Below are 12,904 nucleotides of genomic sequence, written 5' to 3'. Positions count from 1 at the left end.
CCCGGCAGGGCCGAATCACTTCTCCGCGAGCGTAACTTTTACTATTCAGCATCTGCCAAGCTGCGGAAAGTACGCATCACCATGCCCGTCACACGCCGGGACCTCGCCCAGGGCACGGCCGCCGCCCTCGCCTTGCCCTGGATGCGCCGCGCCGCCGCCGCCCCGGGCCCGCTCGTCGTGGTGGTGGAGGCCGAGTACGGCTACCCCTCCAGCACCTCCGCCCAGGCGGTCGAGCTCGGCGTGCGGATCGCCTGCGACGCCATCAATGCCGCCCGCCCGCCCGGCGCCCCGATGCTGGAAGTGCGGCCGAGCGACAACGGCGCCATCGCCGCGATCGCGGTGGACAATTTCCTGGCCGCCGCGGACGACCCGGCAGTCATCGCGGTCTTCGGCGGCAAGTTCAGCCCCGTCCAGATCGAGCTGGTCCCGCATGCCGCGGCGCGCGGCCTGCTCCTGCTGAGCCCATGGGGCTCGGCCGATGGCATCGTCGCGCCCGGCCGGGACCTGGGCTGGAGCTTCCGCCTCTCGCTCCGGGATTCCTGGGCCGCCCCGGCTTTCGTCGCCGAGGCGCGGCGACAGCATGGCGCGACCAGGCTCGGCCTGCTGCTGCCGACCACCGCCTGGGGCCGCAGCAACGAGCAGGCGCTGACGCTGGCGGCCGCGGTCGGCGGCGCCGCCATCGTCGGCGCCCGCTGGTTTCATTGGGGCGAGAAGAGCCTGGTCGCCCGCTACCAGGAACTGCGCCGGGCGGGCGCGGAGGCGATCATCCTGATCGCCAACGAGACCGAGGGCGCCGTCCTGGTGCGCGAGCTCGCCGCGCTGCCGGCGGCGGAGCGGCTGCCGGTGATCAGCCACTGGGGCATCTCCGGCGGGCAATTCCCCGCCTTGGCCGGGCCGGCGCTGGCGGCGGTCGACCTCAGCGTCATCCAGACCTTCAGCTTCGTCGGCAATGCCAGGCCGGAGGCCGCCAGCCTGCTGGCCGAGGTCCAGCGGCGCCGGAACGGCGTGGCGGCGGCGCGCGTCGAGAGCCCGGTCGGCGTCGCCCAGGGCCATGACCTGATGCGCCTGCTCGGCCTGGCGCTGCACCGCGTCGGCGGCGGCGACCGCGCCGCCCTGCGGGATGCGCTGGAGGCGCTGCCGCGCTTCGCCGGGGCGGTCCGCGACTACGACCCGGCCTTCACCGCGGCGCGGCACGAGGCGCTCGGCCCCGAGCAGATCCTCTTCGCCCGCTACACGGAGGCGGGTGCCCTGCTGCCGGTCGCATGACGCCGCTGCCCGGGATGCCGGGGCCCGAGGCGGTGCGGCCGCCCGAACGGCTCGAGCGCCGGATCCGCCGCGACATCATGCTGGTCGCCGCCGCGGCGGTGCTGATGACCGCGGTGCCCTTCGTCATCCTCTCGGTCGCCAGCGGCGTCAGGCTGGAGCAGCGCAAGGCCGGCTTCGTCGCCGCGCAGATCGAGCGCAACCTGCGCCAGCGGGTCGAGGCCTATGTCGCCGACATCGCCGGCCTCGCCGCGGCGCCCATCCTCGGCACCGGGCTGACCGACAGCGCCGGGCGGCAGACCTATCTCGGGCCCTTCCTGCAGCAGCGGGCGGCGGCCACCGCCTCGCGGCTCCGGCTCTTCGACTATCGCGGCCGGCTGCTGCTCGACACCGCGGCGGAGGTGCCCGTGCCGCCGCCCGTCCTCGCCCTGCCGCAGGACACCGCGAGCCTGGTGCGGGAGGACGCCTTCTCGGTCACCGCGCCGATCTCGCTTCTTTGCCAACCAGCGGCTGATCGGCGGGCTGGAGGGGCGGATGCCGCTGCGGATGCTCATCGCCGATGCGGCGCGGGGGATGACCGAGGACTACCACCTGACCGTGCTGCATGACGGCAAGCCGGTCTTCGCCACCCCGGCCGCGCCGCTCTTCGGCGACCCCGAGGCGGGCGTGTCGCTGACCCTGGCGCTGGCCGACGCACCGGCGGTGCTGCGGCTCGAGCTGCGGCCGCGGCTCGGCTGGTTCGCCGCGCATTCGCGCTCCATCATCCTGGTGATGCTGGGCGCCATCCTCTGCGCCCTGCTGCTGGCGCTGCTGGCGGCGCGGTGGATGGCCCGGATGCTGACCGCGCCGATCGCCGCGCTGGTGCAGGCCAGCGCGGAGTTCCGGGCCGGCGGCGTGCCCGACCTCGGCGGGCTGCAGGAGGTGCAGGAGATCGCCGGCCTGGCCGAGGCCCTCGCCGCCGCCTTCCGCGCCCGCGACGCTGCCCAGGCCGAGGCGGTGCGCTACACGGAACGGATGCTGGAGGGGCTGCCGGTCGCGGTCTTCCGCGCCCGGGTCGATGCCGGGGGCGCTTCGAGCTCGACTACCTCAGCCCGAGCATCAGCCGGATCTCCGGCTGGCCGGTCGAGGCGCTGCGCCGCGACACCGACTGGGCCGCGCGGATCGTGCCCGACGCGCCGGCCCCGGGCGGCCCCGCGCCGGGCAGCCTGCCCGGCTTCCTGCAGGGGGTTCACGAGGGCGGGGAGGGCATCTCCGAATTCCACCTGCGCTGCGTGGACGGCCGCCTGATCTGGCTGCGCGAGCGGTCGCGCGCGCTCGGCCGGGCGGAGGCCGGGGGCGGTCGAGGTGGTCGGCACGCTGATCGACTGCAGCCTCGAGCGCGGCTTCCAGGCGCAGGCGGTCGCCGCCGGCAAGCTCGCCCTGCTGGGGGAGATGGCGACCGGCCTGGCGCACGAGCTCAGCCAGCCGCTCGCGGTCATGTCGCTGGCGGCGGAGAATGCCGCGCGGTCGCTGCGCGGCAAGGGCGATGCGGCGGTCAGCGGCGCGCTCGGCCGCCTCGACCGCATCGTCGCCCAGGCCGCAAGGGCCCGCGGCATCGTCGACCATCTGCGGATCTTCGCCCGGCGGGAGGAGCAGGCGGCGCTGGAAGCGGTGGCGCTGGCCCAGGCGGTGCAGGGGGCGCTGACCCTGGTCGCCGGGCCGCTGCGCTCCTCCGGCGTCGCGGTCGAGGTCGCGCTGCCGGCCGACCTGCCGCCGATCCGCGCCGGGCTGATCCCGCTGGAGCAGATCCTGGTCAACCTGCTGATCAATGCCCGGGATGCCATGGGCGACCCGGCGCCGACGGGCGCTCAGGTACGGATCTCCGCCGCCGCCGGGCCGGGGGGCGGTGGTGCTGCGGCTGCGCGATACCGGCCCCGGCATCCCGCCCGAGGTGCTGGAGCGGATCTTCGAGCCCTTCTTCACCACCAAGGAATCGGGCAAGGGGACCGGGCTCGGCCTGTCGATCTGCCACGGCACCATGCGGTCCTTCGGCGGCTCGATCGAGGCGGCGAACCTGCCGGAGGGCGGGGCGGGATTCCGCCTGAGCTTCCAGCGGGCGGAGACGCTGCCGGCGCCCGGCCCGCCGGCGGTGGCCCCGGCGGCCTGAGGCGGCTCAGCCCCCCGCCGGCTGCAGGCCGAGCCGCACCGCGATCGGCGGCCGCCGGCGGTGCACCAGCTCGCCGCTGGCGAGATAGGCCAGCTCCTCGGCGCCCGAGGACCGGCCGAGGATGGCGTTGCGGTGCGGGTAGCGGCCGAAGCGGGCGATCACCGCCCGGTGACCGCGCGCCTGGTCGGCGGAGAAGCGATAGAGCGGCCGCAGGTCCTCCCGCGCCGAGCAGGCCAGGGATTCCGCCATGGCGCAGACCCGGATCAGCCGCTCCCGCAGGTCCGGGCCTTCGGCATGGGCGAGGGGAGGATGAAGAAGGTTCGCTCCCAGGGATGCTCGAGCGCATCGTACTGGCCGTTCCGCAGGCCCTCCTCGGCGAGTTGCAGCGCGTCCGGGTCGCCGGCATAGGCCCGCGGCGTGCCGGCGAAGCGGCCGCGCGGCGCCTGGTCGAGCAGCAGGATCAAAGCGAGGCGGCCTGCCGCCGTGCCGGCCCAGGCGTCGAGGTGACCGGCCAGCGCCGCCTCGGCCAGCGCCGCGGGCAGCGCCGGGGCCTCGCCGCCGAACCAGGCTTCGAAGGCGCGGTGATGCGTCGCGGTATCGGCCTGGTCCAGCCCGGGCGGGAACCAGGTGTCGAGCACCTGGCGGATCGGGTCATGCGGCTGCATCACTGAACACCCCGGATGGCGATGGGTAAGCCTGGAGGCTGCGGGGGCTCCGCCCGGCCGTCTGTGTTCCAACGCACATGCCGCTTTTCGCGAGCTGCATGCGGCAGACTGCCGCGGCATTGCGGCCCGCCGCGCGCACCGGCACACTCGGTCGTCCGACCAAGGAAGCAGGAGAGCCGGCCAATGCATGACGTCGTGATCCGCGGGGGCACCATCGTCGATGGCACCGGCGCGCCCGCCTTCCAGGGCGACGTGGCGCTGGACGGCGACCGCATCGCCCAGGTCGGCGGCAAGGCCGGGCCGGCCAGGCGCGAGATCCAGGCCGAAGGCCGGCTGGTCACCCCCGGCTGGGTGGACGTGCATACCCATTACGACGGCCAGGCGACCTGGGACCCGGTGCTCGCGCCCTCCTCCTGGCATGGCGCCACCACCATCATGTTCGGCAATTGCGGCGTCGGCTTCGCCCCGGTCCGGAAGGCGCACCACCAGGCGCTGATCGACCTGATGGAAGGCGTCGAGGACATCCCCGGCATCGCGCTGGCCGAGGGGCTGAAATGGGACTGGGAGAGCTTCCCCGAATACCTCGACGCCCTGTCCCGCCTGCCGCGCACCATCGACGTCGCCGCGCAGATCGCCCACCACCCCCTGCGCGTCTACGCGATGGGCGAGCGCGCCATCGCCCGCGAGCTGGCCACCCCCGAGGACATCGACCTCATGGCGCGGCTGACCGAGGAGGCGCTGCGCGCCGGCGCCTTCGGCTTCACCACTTCCCGCACCGACCAGCACAAGACCCCGGCCGGCGACCTCGTCCCCGGGCGCTACGCCGACCACGAGGAGCTGATCGCCATCGGCCGCGCGATGGGGAGGGCCGGGCGCGGCGCCTTCGGCATGCTCTCCGACTTCGAGGACGAGGCGGCCGACTTCGCCTGGATGAACCAGGTGGCGAAGGATTCGAAGCGGCCGGTCTGGTTCCTGCTGACCGACCGCAGCTATGACCCGCAGCGCTGGCGCCGGCTGATGGACGGCGTCCGCGCCGCGCGGGCGCAGGGCCTGCCGCTCTCGGCCCAGGTCGCCGGCCGGCCGGTCGGGCTGATCCTCGGCCTCACCACCTCGCTCAACCCCTTCGCCCTGCGGGAAAGCTTCGCCGAGCTGGCCCGCCTCTCCCCGGCCGAGCAGCTGGCGCGGCTGCGCGACCCGGCGGTGCGGGCGCAGATCCTGTCGGAGGAAGCCTCGCCCCGGCTGCTCGAGGTGCTGCCGCCGCTGTCGCGGCAGATCGCCACGCGCTGGGACCGCATGTACGACCTCGGCGGCAAGCCGGATTACGAGCCGCCGCCGGAGCGCAGCATCGCGGCGCTGGCGGCCAAGGCCGGGCAGACCCCGCAGGAATACTGCTACGACTTCCTCACGGGGGCGATGGCGGGCGGATGCTGTACTTCCCCGTCACCAACTACGTCCATGGCGACCTGGAGGTGGTGCGGGAGATGATCATGGACCCGCACACCGTGCTCGGCCTGTCGGATGGCGGGGCGCATTGCGGGGTGATCTGCGACGCCTCGCTCAACACCACCATGCTGACCCACTGGGTGCGCGACCGCGCGCGCGGGCCGCGCCTGCCGCTGGAATTCGTCATCAAGCGGCAGACCTCGGAGACCGCCGACTTCTTCGGCTTCCACGACCGCGGAAGGCTGGCGGTGGGCAAGAAGGCCGATGTCAACGTCATCGACTTCGACGCCCTGGCGCCGCACCACCCGGAGATGATCTACGACCTGCCGGCCGGCGGGCGGCGGCTGGTGCAGCGGGTGGACGGCTACGACATGACCCTCTGCTCGGGCGTGCCGATCTTCGAGAAGGGGTGGAGACGGGGGCGCGGCCGGGCAGGCTGGTGCGGGCGCAGTAAAGGTCAGGGAGGGCCCTGCCTTCCCTGAAACCCATCCGCCAAGGGCCGCAAGGCCCTTGGAACCCTTGAGTCCGCTGGCGTGACGTCAGTAGGCTTCTTCCAAGGAGATGAGCTGGGAGAAGCGCCATGACCATCCCGCGCCGCGGCCTGCTGGCCGCCGCCGCGCTACTCGCCGCGCCCGCCCGCGCCCAGGCCTGGCCGGTGCGACCCGTGCGACTCGTCGTCGGCTTCACCGCCGGCTCCTCCACCGACATCACCGGCCAGATCTTCGCCCAGGCCTTTTCCCAGGCCTGGGGCCAGCCGGTGGTGGTCGAGAACATCCCCGGCCAGGGCGGCGCGATCGGCGTCGACCGCGTGGCGAAATCCCCGCCCGACGGCTACTCGCTGATGTGGGCGGGCAACGGCGCCATCACCATCGTGCCGACGCTGCAGCAGGTCGGCTTCGACCCGCTGCGCGACCTCGACAGCATCTGCGCGACGCTCGGCATGGCCTCGGTCTTCATCGTGGGGAAGGATCTCGCCCTTCCGCAGCCTGGCCGATGTCATCGCCGCCGCGAAGGCGAAGCCGGGCGGGCTCGCCTACGGCACCCCCGGCGTCGGCACGCCGCAGCACATTGCGGTGGAGATGCTGTCGCGCCAGGCCGGCATCCGCATGGAACACGTCCCCTATCGCGGCGCCAACCTGTCGGATGTGATGAACGGCGTGCTGCCGCTCGGCGTGCAGAATGCCGGCGCCTCCATCCCCTTCGTCAAGGAGGGCCAGCTGCGCGGCATCGCCGTCAGCTCCCTCGCGCGCACCGCCGCGCTGCCGGACCTGCCCACCGTCGCCGAGCAGGGCTTCCCGGGCTTCGAGGCGCTGTCCTGGTTCGGGTTGATGGCGCCTACGGGCACGCCGCGCGCCATCATCGACAAGGTGCGGGCCGAAGCGATGCGGGTGCTGGCCGATGCCGAGCAGCAGGCCCGCTTCGCCCAGCTGGGCCTCGAGCCCATGGGCACGACGCCGGAGGCGATGCACGCCATGATCGCCCGCGACCTGCCGAAATGGGCGAAGGTGATCGCCGAGGCAGGCATCGCCCCCGGCCGGTAGCGAACCCGCTACTCCGTCCCGCTGGCGAGCGCCCCCACCGCCTCGCGCAGCGGCGCCCAGATCCGCTGGCGCTGCTCGGGCGTCATGCCCGCGGACAAGCCGCCATCGATGGTCAGCGCCACGCCGGTGACGAAGCCGGCGCGGTCATCGGCGAGGTAGAGCACGCCCTCGGCGATGTCGTCCGGCCGACCGGTGCGCGGCAGCGGCTGGAAGCCCGCCATGTTCGCCGCCGCGGTCTCCGCCACCCGCGCGTCGAGCTGGCTCGGCACCCCCGCCGAGCGGCCGAAGATCGGCGTGGCGATGACGCCGGGGCAGATGCAGTTCACCCGGATGCCGTATTGCGCCACTTCCAGCGCGGCGCATTTGGTCAGCTGGATGACGGCGCTCTTGGCGACGGAATAGGCGGTCGCGGTCGAGCCCGGCACCAACCCGGCGATGCTGGCGGTGTTGACGATGGCGCCGCCGCCCTGGCGCCGCATCACCGGCACCGCGTGCTTGATGCCGAGCATGACGGAGCGGACCAGGATGGCGAAGGTGGCGTCCCAGGCCTCGGCCGGCATGGTCTCGACCGGGTTGGGATCGCCGGGGCGGCCGGCATTGTTGAACATCAGGTCGAGCCGGCCCCAGGTGCTGTCCGCCAGCGCCACGGCGGCGGCGATGTCGGCCTCCTGCGTCACGTCGCAATGGATGTAGCGCGCGGCCTGGCCGAGCTGCTCGGCGAGGCGCAGCCCCGCAGCGTCCTGGATGTCGGCGAGGACAACGCGGCCACCTTCCTCGAGGACGCGCTCCGCCGTCCGCTTGCCGAGGCCCGAGGCGCCGCCGGTGATGACGGCGACCTTGTCCTGCATGCGCATGTTTCGTGTCCTCCCGCGTGTGGGGAGAGACTGCCGCTGGCGGGTGCGGGCCTCAAGGCCGGGGAGAAAGTATTCTCCCCGGACCCCTCATCTATCTTTGTGAGGCTGGCAGCCGCCGCGCGGCGAATGCCCGACTCACAAAAGGGAAGGGAGGGGCTTGGGGAGGGAACACCTGTTTCCCTCCCCAACCTTGCCTCAGCAGCAGCGGGATCCCCGCGAGCCACCGCCGTAGCGCGCGGCCTCGCGGTCGCGGAAGAACTCCGCGCGGGTCATCGGCACCCGGTCCGGGTGCAGCCGCCAGGTGCTCCACATAGGCGTCGTAGCTCGGCTGCCCCACCATCAGCCGGGCGGTGTCGCAGAGGCAGCGCAGCCAGGCGGGGCGCTGCGTGCTCATTCCGCCGCCACCCGGCCGGTGCCGCCGACCTCCTGCGCGGTCCAGCGCTCGGCCCGCCAGGCCTCGAGGCAGGATTTGATGCCGAAGGCCAAGATGGCGACCACCACGCCGACGAAGAGCGCGGCCAGCGCCGCATCCACCCGGTCGTTGAAGACGATCTGCCGCATCTGCTCCATGGTCTTCGCCGGCGCCAGCAGCTCGCCACGGTCGGCGGCCTCGGCATAGCGGCTGGCATGGGTCAGGAAGCCGACGCGCGGATCGGCCGAGAGGATCTTCTGCAGCCCCGCGGTCAGCGTGCAGGCGACCAGCCAAATGGTCGGCAGGATGGTCACCCAGGCATAGCGCTCTCGCTTCATCCGGAAGATGACGACGGTGCAGAGCGTCAGCGCGACGGCCGCCAGCATCTGGTTGGCGACGCCGAAGAGCGGCCAGAGCGTGTTCACCCCGCCGAGCGGATCGGTCACGCCCTGGTAGAGAAAGAACCCCCAGGCGGCGACGCAGAGCGCGGTGGCGACGACGCCAGAGGCCCAGTTGGCGGTGTCCTGCATGGCGGGGACGAAGACGCCCAGCAGGTCCTGCAGCATGAAGCGCCCGGCCCGCGTCCCGGCATCGACCGCAGTCAGGATGAACAGCGCCTCGAACAGGATGGCGAAGTGGTACCAGAAGGCCATCATCGCCTTGCCGCCGACGACCTGGTGGAAGATGTGCGCCATGCCGACCGCGAGAGTCGGCGCCCCGCCGGCGCGGGAGATGATGCTGTGCTCGCCCGCATCCGCGGCCGCCTGGGTGATCTCGGCGGCGCCTATGGGAATCCCATGGCGGTGACGGCGGTGGCGGCGCTCTCGGCCGTGCCGCCGATCACCGCGCCCGGGCTGTTCATGGTGAAGTAGACGCCCGGCTCGATCACGCTTGCGGCGACCAGCGCCATGATGGCGACGAAGCTCTCCATCAGCATGCCGCCATAGCCGATCAGCGGCACGTTGGCCTCGCTGTCGATCAGCTTCGGCGTGGTGCCGGAGGAGATCAGCGCATGGAAGCCGGAGACGGCGCCGCAGGCGATGGTGATGAAGAGGAAGGGAAACAGCGAGCCCGACCAGACCGGGCCCGAGCCATCCACGAAGCGGGTCACCGCCGGCATGCGCAGCTCCGGCAGCACCACCAGGATGCCGATGGCCAGGCCCGCGATCGTGCCGATCTTGAGGAAGGTCGAGAGATAGTCGCGCGGCGCCAGCAGCAGCCAGACCGGCAGGATGGAGGCGACGAAGCCATAGCCGATCAGCAGCCAGCAGAGCTGCGTGCCGGTGAAGGTGAAGGCCGCCGCCCAGGCGGGATCGGCCGCCACCCATTGGCCGCCGAGGATCGCCAGCATCAGCAGCACGAAGCCGATCACCGAGACCTCGCCGATCGCGCCGGGCCGGAGGAAGCGGAGATAGAGCCCCATCAGCAGCGCGATCGGGATGGTGGCGGCGACGGTGAAGCTGCCCCAGGGCTCTCGGCCAGCGCCTTCACCACGATCAGCGCCAGCACCGCGAGGATGATCACCATGATCATGAAGGTGCCGAACAGCGCGATGACGCCGGGCACCGGCCCGAGCTCGGCCCGGATCAGCTCGCCGAGGCTGCGCCCGTCCCGCCGCATGGAGACGAACAGCACCATGCTGTCCTGCACCGCGCCGGCCAGCACCACGCCGGCCAGGATCCACAGCATCCCCGGCAGGTAGCCCATCTGCGCCGCCAGCACCGGCCCGACCAGCGGCCCGGCCCCGGCGATGGCGGCGAAGTGGTGGCCGAACAGCACGGTGCGGTCGGTCGGCACGTAGTCGAGCCCGTCGTTCCGCCGCACCGCCGGCGTCGGCCGCTTCGGGTCGAGCCGCATGACCCGGCGGGCGATGAAGCGCGCATAGTAGCGATAGGCTATCAGGTAGACGGAAACGGCGGCGGCGACGACCCAGATGGCCCCCACCGGCTCGCCGCGGGCGGTGGCGATGATCGCCAGCGCGGCGGCGCCGATCAGGCCGATCAGCACCCAGGGCAGGTGCCGCCCGAGGATTCCTTGCATGCGCCCGCCTCCCTGCCGCTTCTACTCCGGCGGGGAAGCGCGCCGCGAGGCGGCAGGTTGCTACCGCCAGCTATGCTTCGGCTGATAGCCCAGCGCGCGCCTGGCCTTCTCGATGCTCAGCAGCGTGCCGTGCTCGGCCAGCGCGCCGCGGATCGGCACGCCGGGGAAATGCTCCGCCATCAGGTCGCGGCTCGGCCGGCGCATGATCGTGTCGGCGGCGGCGATGGTGAAGGCGTCGCAGCCCGCGACATCCGCCGCCAGCGCCAGCCGCACCGCCTGCGCCACGTCCCGCGCGTCCACCCAGGACCACATGTTCCAGCGCCGGAGCGTCGCGTCGTCCTGGTAGCCGGGGATCAGCGCGTAGTCCGGCGCTTCCAGGATGTTGGAGATGCGGAAGGCGGTGAAGCGCGTGCCGGGGTTCCAGCGGTGCATCTCCTCCGCCATCCGCTCGCACAGCACCTTGGCCAGCGCATAGCCGCTTTCCGGCACCAGAGGGTGCTCCTCCGTCACCGGGGCGAAGAGCGGCGGGTTGCGGGTCAGCGGCAGGCCGTAGGTGGTCTCCGACGACGCCCAGACCACCCGCTCCACCCCCGCCAGCGTGGCGGCGGAGAAGATGTTGTAGGTGGTCATCATGTTGTTCCCACAGTCGTCGCATCCGGCGCCAGGCCGGGCGCCGGGATGCCGGCCATGTGGACCACCGCGAAGGGCTTCGCCAGCGGGTCGCGCCGGCGGTCGAGGGTGCCGGCCATCCGCTGCACGCATTCCACCGCCTCGCCGAAATCGTTCAGGTCGGCCTTCATGAAGTGGCAGAGCGGCTCGGCCGGCGGCGCGGTGTCCACGTTCATCACCGCATGGCCATGCGCCAGCAGCTCGCGGATGATCGCCCGGCCGGCCTTGCCGCTGCCGCCGGTGACGAGGACGCTGCCCGGCATCAGTGCCGCTCCAGGAAGGCCAGCACCGCGGCGTCGAAATCGGCCGGGTTGTCTTGGCTCATCGCATGCGCGGCGCGCGGGATGGTCACCCGCTCGCAGCCCTTGATGTGCCGCTCCAGCGCATCCGCGTTGGCCACGGAATTCGGCAGGGTCTGGCCGCCGACCACCAGCAAGGTCGGCGCCGCGATCCGCTCCGCCGCCGCGCGCGAATAGGGGCTGCGCCGTTCGTGCCGCTGTCCCAGCAGGGTGCGGGCATTGTCGCGGTTCATCTGCTTGCGGTCGGCGCTGCGCTTTTCCCAGGCGCCGGGACCGCCGGTATGCTCGGCGATCCGCCGCAGCCCGCCCTCGGTGTCGCCCGCCTCGATCAGTGCCGCGCCCTCGGCGAGAGGCGCCGGCCTGGCCGGCGGCGGCGGGCTTGCCGCCCAGGCTCTCGTCCAGCTCGCCGCCCGGCTCGGCCAGGACCAGGGCGCGGACCAGCTCCGGGTGGCGCTCGGCGACGCGGAAGGCGATGTGGCCGCCGCGCGAATGCCCGACCAGCCGCACCGGCCCGGCGCCGAGGCCGCGGATGAAGGCCGCCACGTCCGCCACGTGCCGGTCGATGGTGAAGTCGCCGCCCTGGTCGGGCCAGGTGCCCGGCCAGCAATGCCGCATCGACAGCGCCAGCGTGCGGTAGTGCTTGCCGAAGCTCGCCATCTGCGGCGCCCAGTAGCGCTGGTCGCCGAGCGTCCCGTGCACCAGCACCACCGGCTCGCCCGCGCCGCTCTCGGCGTAGCTCAGCTCGTAGCCGTCGACATGCATGCTCGACATCGCGTTTCCTTCCCGATCCTCGGCCGGACGATGCCCCGCGCGTCCCGCGCCGCCAAGCCTTGGCGCCGGCGCGCCGTGGCCCATCTTTCTCCGCAACGACAGTCGGGGGCCTCATGCATCGCCGCAGCATCCTTGCCCTGCCGGGAGCGCTCGCCGCCGCGCCGGCGCTCGCCCAGGCGCCGGAGGTCGATACCCTCCTCGTCCTCGCCGTCGATGCCTCCGGCTCCATCGATGCCGACGAGTTCCGCCTGCAGCGGGAGGGCTATGCCGAGGCGCTCTCGCATCCCGGCGTGCTCTCGGCCATCGCCAGCCGGCCGCGCGGCGCCATCGCCGTCGCCATGGTCGAATGGGGCTCGCCCGGCGGCGCCGCGACGGTGGTCGACTTCATGCGCGTGGCGGATGCCGCCGGCGCCCGGGCGCTGGCCGAGGCGGTGATGGCGGCACCCCGCAGCCCGCAATCCTGGAACGCCATAGGCGACGCGCTCGACCACTGCGCGCGGATGCTGCTGGCGGCGCCCTTCCGCGCGGCGGAGCGGGTGATCGACCTCTCGGGCGACGGGCCCGACCTGCGCTCGCTGCGCCCCGCCGCCGCGGCGCGGGACGACGCGGTGGCCGCCGGCATCCAGGTGAACGCCCTGGCCGTTGCCGCAGCGGGGCAGGTGACCCGCTTCGGCGAGCCGCTGGCCGAGACCTATCGGCGGGAGGTGATCGGCGGGCCCGGCGCCTTCGTGGTGACGGCCGAGGACCGGCGGGACATCGCCCGGGCACTCCGGGCCAAGCTCGTGCGGGAGATCGCCTGAG

The 12,904-nt window shown here is 73.0% G+C and carries 11 protein-coding genes and 5 pseudogenes; 10 read left to right on the top strand and 6 right to left on the bottom strand.

The annotated features are described in order from the left end of the window. The first annotated feature begins 81 nt into the window (after positions 1-81). The 5 genes and pseudogenes from ACQ86J_RS05400 (at position 82) to ACQ86J_RS05380 (ending at position 3,409) form a co-directional block, all read left to right on the top strand. Complete coding sequence (locus tag ACQ86J_RS05400; protein WP_431270313.1) at positions 82-1,266, top strand: ABC transporter substrate-binding protein; 1,185 nt, start codon at positions 82-84, stop codon at positions 1,264-1,266. After that, the gene (locus ACQ86J_RS05395) at positions 1,263-1,871 is read left to right on the top strand and encodes a hypothetical protein (protein ID WP_431270312.1); all 609 of its coding nucleotides are present in this window, start codon (positions 1,263-1,265) and stop codon (positions 1,869-1,871) included. The genes ACQ86J_RS05400 and ACQ86J_RS05395 overlap by 4 nt, the downstream gene beginning before the upstream one ends. After that, positions 1,798-2,550 (top strand): hypothetical protein, encoded by a 753-nt coding sequence (locus tag ACQ86J_RS05390; RefSeq protein WP_431270311.1) that lies wholly within the window; start codon positions 1,798-1,800, stop codon positions 2,548-2,550. The genes ACQ86J_RS05395 and ACQ86J_RS05390 overlap by 74 nt, the downstream gene beginning before the upstream one ends. A 144-nt stretch (positions 2,551-2,694) precedes the next feature. Beyond that, positions 2,695-2,835: pseudogene (locus ACQ86J_RS05385) on the top strand (hypothetical protein); the annotation flags it as partial. Positions 2,836-3,151: 316 nt separating this feature from the next. Next, positions 3,152-3,409: a sensor histidine kinase gene (locus ACQ86J_RS05380; RefSeq protein WP_431270310.1), complete on the top strand. Its 258-nt coding sequence runs from the start codon at positions 3,152-3,154 to the stop codon at positions 3,407-3,409. 6 nt (positions 3,410-3,415) lie between these two features. On the opposite strand, the pseudogene ACQ86J_RS05375 reads toward ACQ86J_RS05380, so the two are convergent. Further along, positions 3,416-4,074, bottom strand: a pseudogene (locus tag ACQ86J_RS05375) (DUF924 family protein). Positions 4,075-4,257: 183 nt separating this feature from the next. Between ACQ86J_RS05375 and ACQ86J_RS05370 the strand changes: the two are divergent. The 4 genes and pseudogenes from ACQ86J_RS05370 to ACQ86J_RS05355 all read left to right on the top strand — a co-directional run bounded on the left by ACQ86J_RS05370 (position 4,258) and on the right by ACQ86J_RS05355 (position 7,058). Continuing rightward, positions 4,258-5,559, top strand: coding sequence for an N-acyl-D-amino-acid deacylase family protein (locus tag ACQ86J_RS05370; protein ID WP_431270309.1), 1,302 nt, complete (start codon positions 4,258-4,260; stop codon positions 5,557-5,559). Continuing rightward, complete coding sequence (locus tag ACQ86J_RS05365; protein ID WP_431270308.1) at positions 5,499-5,999, top strand: amidohydrolase family protein; 501 nt, start codon at positions 5,499-5,501, stop codon at positions 5,997-5,999. Before ACQ86J_RS05370 ends, ACQ86J_RS05365 begins: the two co-directional genes overlap by 61 nt. Positions 6,000-6,097: 98 nt before the next feature. Beyond that, positions 6,098-6,427 (top strand): annotated as a pseudogene (locus ACQ86J_RS05360) (tripartite tricarboxylate transporter substrate-binding protein); the annotation flags it as partial. A gap of 58 nt (positions 6,428-6,485) precedes the next feature. Beyond that, complete coding sequence (locus ACQ86J_RS05355) at positions 6,486-7,058, top strand: tripartite tricarboxylate transporter substrate-binding protein (protein ID WP_431272303.1); 573 nt, start codon at positions 6,486-6,488, stop codon at positions 7,056-7,058. A gap of 8 nt (positions 7,059-7,066) precedes the next feature. Here the strand turns inward: ACQ86J_RS05355 and ACQ86J_RS05350 are convergent, their stop codons facing one another. The 5 genes and pseudogenes from ACQ86J_RS05350 to ACQ86J_RS05330 form a co-directional block, all read right to left on the bottom strand. Then, positions 7,067-7,906, bottom strand: a complete 840-nt coding sequence (locus ACQ86J_RS05350; protein ID WP_431270307.1) for an SDR family NAD(P)-dependent oxidoreductase — start codon at positions 7,904-7,906, stop codon at positions 7,067-7,069. 201 nt (positions 7,907-8,107) lie between these two features. After that, a pseudogene (locus ACQ86J_RS05345) lies at positions 8,108-8,252 on the bottom strand (YbdD/YjiX family protein). A gap of 50 nt (positions 8,253-8,302) precedes the next feature. Continuing rightward, positions 8,303-10,364 (bottom strand): annotated as a pseudogene (locus ACQ86J_RS05340) (carbon starvation CstA family protein). A gap of 60 nt (positions 10,365-10,424) precedes the next feature. Beyond that, complete coding sequence (locus ACQ86J_RS05335) at positions 10,425-10,997, bottom strand: NAD-dependent epimerase/dehydratase family protein (protein ID WP_431270306.1); 573 nt, start codon at positions 10,995-10,997, stop codon at positions 10,425-10,427. Continuing rightward, on the bottom strand, positions 10,994-12,103 hold the full coding sequence (locus ACQ86J_RS05330; protein WP_431270305.1) for an alpha/beta fold hydrolase: 1,110 nt from the start codon (positions 12,101-12,103) through the stop codon (positions 10,994-10,996). The genes ACQ86J_RS05335 and ACQ86J_RS05330 overlap by 4 nt, the downstream gene beginning before the upstream one ends. A gap of 113 nt (positions 12,104-12,216) precedes the next feature. Between ACQ86J_RS05330 and ACQ86J_RS05325 the strand changes: the two genes are divergently transcribed. Continuing rightward, positions 12,217-12,903: a DUF1194 domain-containing protein gene (locus ACQ86J_RS05325; protein WP_431270304.1), complete on the top strand. Its 687-nt coding sequence runs from the start codon at positions 12,217-12,219 to the stop codon at positions 12,901-12,903. Position 12,904: the final 1 nt, after the last annotated feature.

Source organism: Dankookia sp. P2 (assembly GCF_050632255.1).
GTDB lineage: Bacteria > Pseudomonadota > Alphaproteobacteria > Acetobacterales > Acetobacteraceae > Paracraurococcus.
Note: the sequence above shows the minus strand (reverse complement) of the source record. Positions and strands in the feature narration are given on the sequence as shown.

Bases quoted from the DNA above. Each gene is read 5' to 3' on its own strand.
- ACQ86J_RS05335 (WP_431270306.1), bottom strand. From the start codon at position 10,997: ATGATGACCACCTACAACATCTTCTCCGCCGCCACGCTGGCGGGGGTG.
- ACQ86J_RS05390 (WP_431270311.1), top strand. From the start codon at position 1,798: ATGCCGCTGCGGATGCTCATCGCCGATGCGGCGCGGGGGATGACCGAG.
- ACQ86J_RS05370 (WP_431270309.1), top strand. From the start codon at position 4,258: ATGCATGACGTCGTGATCCGCGGGGGCACCATCGTCGATGGCACCGGC.
- ACQ86J_RS05400 (WP_431270313.1), top strand. From the start codon at position 82: ATGCCCGTCACACGCCGGGACCTCGCCCAGGGCACGGCCGCCGCCCTC.
- ACQ86J_RS05350 (WP_431270307.1), bottom strand. From the start codon at position 7,906: ATGCAGGACAAGGTCGCCGTCATCACCGGCGGCGCCTCGGGCCTCGGC.
- ACQ86J_RS05395 (WP_431270312.1), top strand. From the start codon at position 1,263: ATGACGCCGCTGCCCGGGATGCCGGGGCCCGAGGCGGTGCGGCCGCCC.
- ACQ86J_RS05330 (WP_431270305.1), bottom strand. From the start codon at position 12,103: ATGTCGAGCATGCATGTCGACGGCTACGAGCTGAGCTACGCCGAGAGC.
- ACQ86J_RS05325 (WP_431270304.1), top strand. From the start codon at position 12,217: ATGCATCGCCGCAGCATCCTTGCCCTGCCGGGAGCGCTCGCCGCCGCG.
- ACQ86J_RS05365 (WP_431270308.1), top strand. From the start codon at position 5,499: ATGCTGTACTTCCCCGTCACCAACTACGTCCATGGCGACCTGGAGGTG.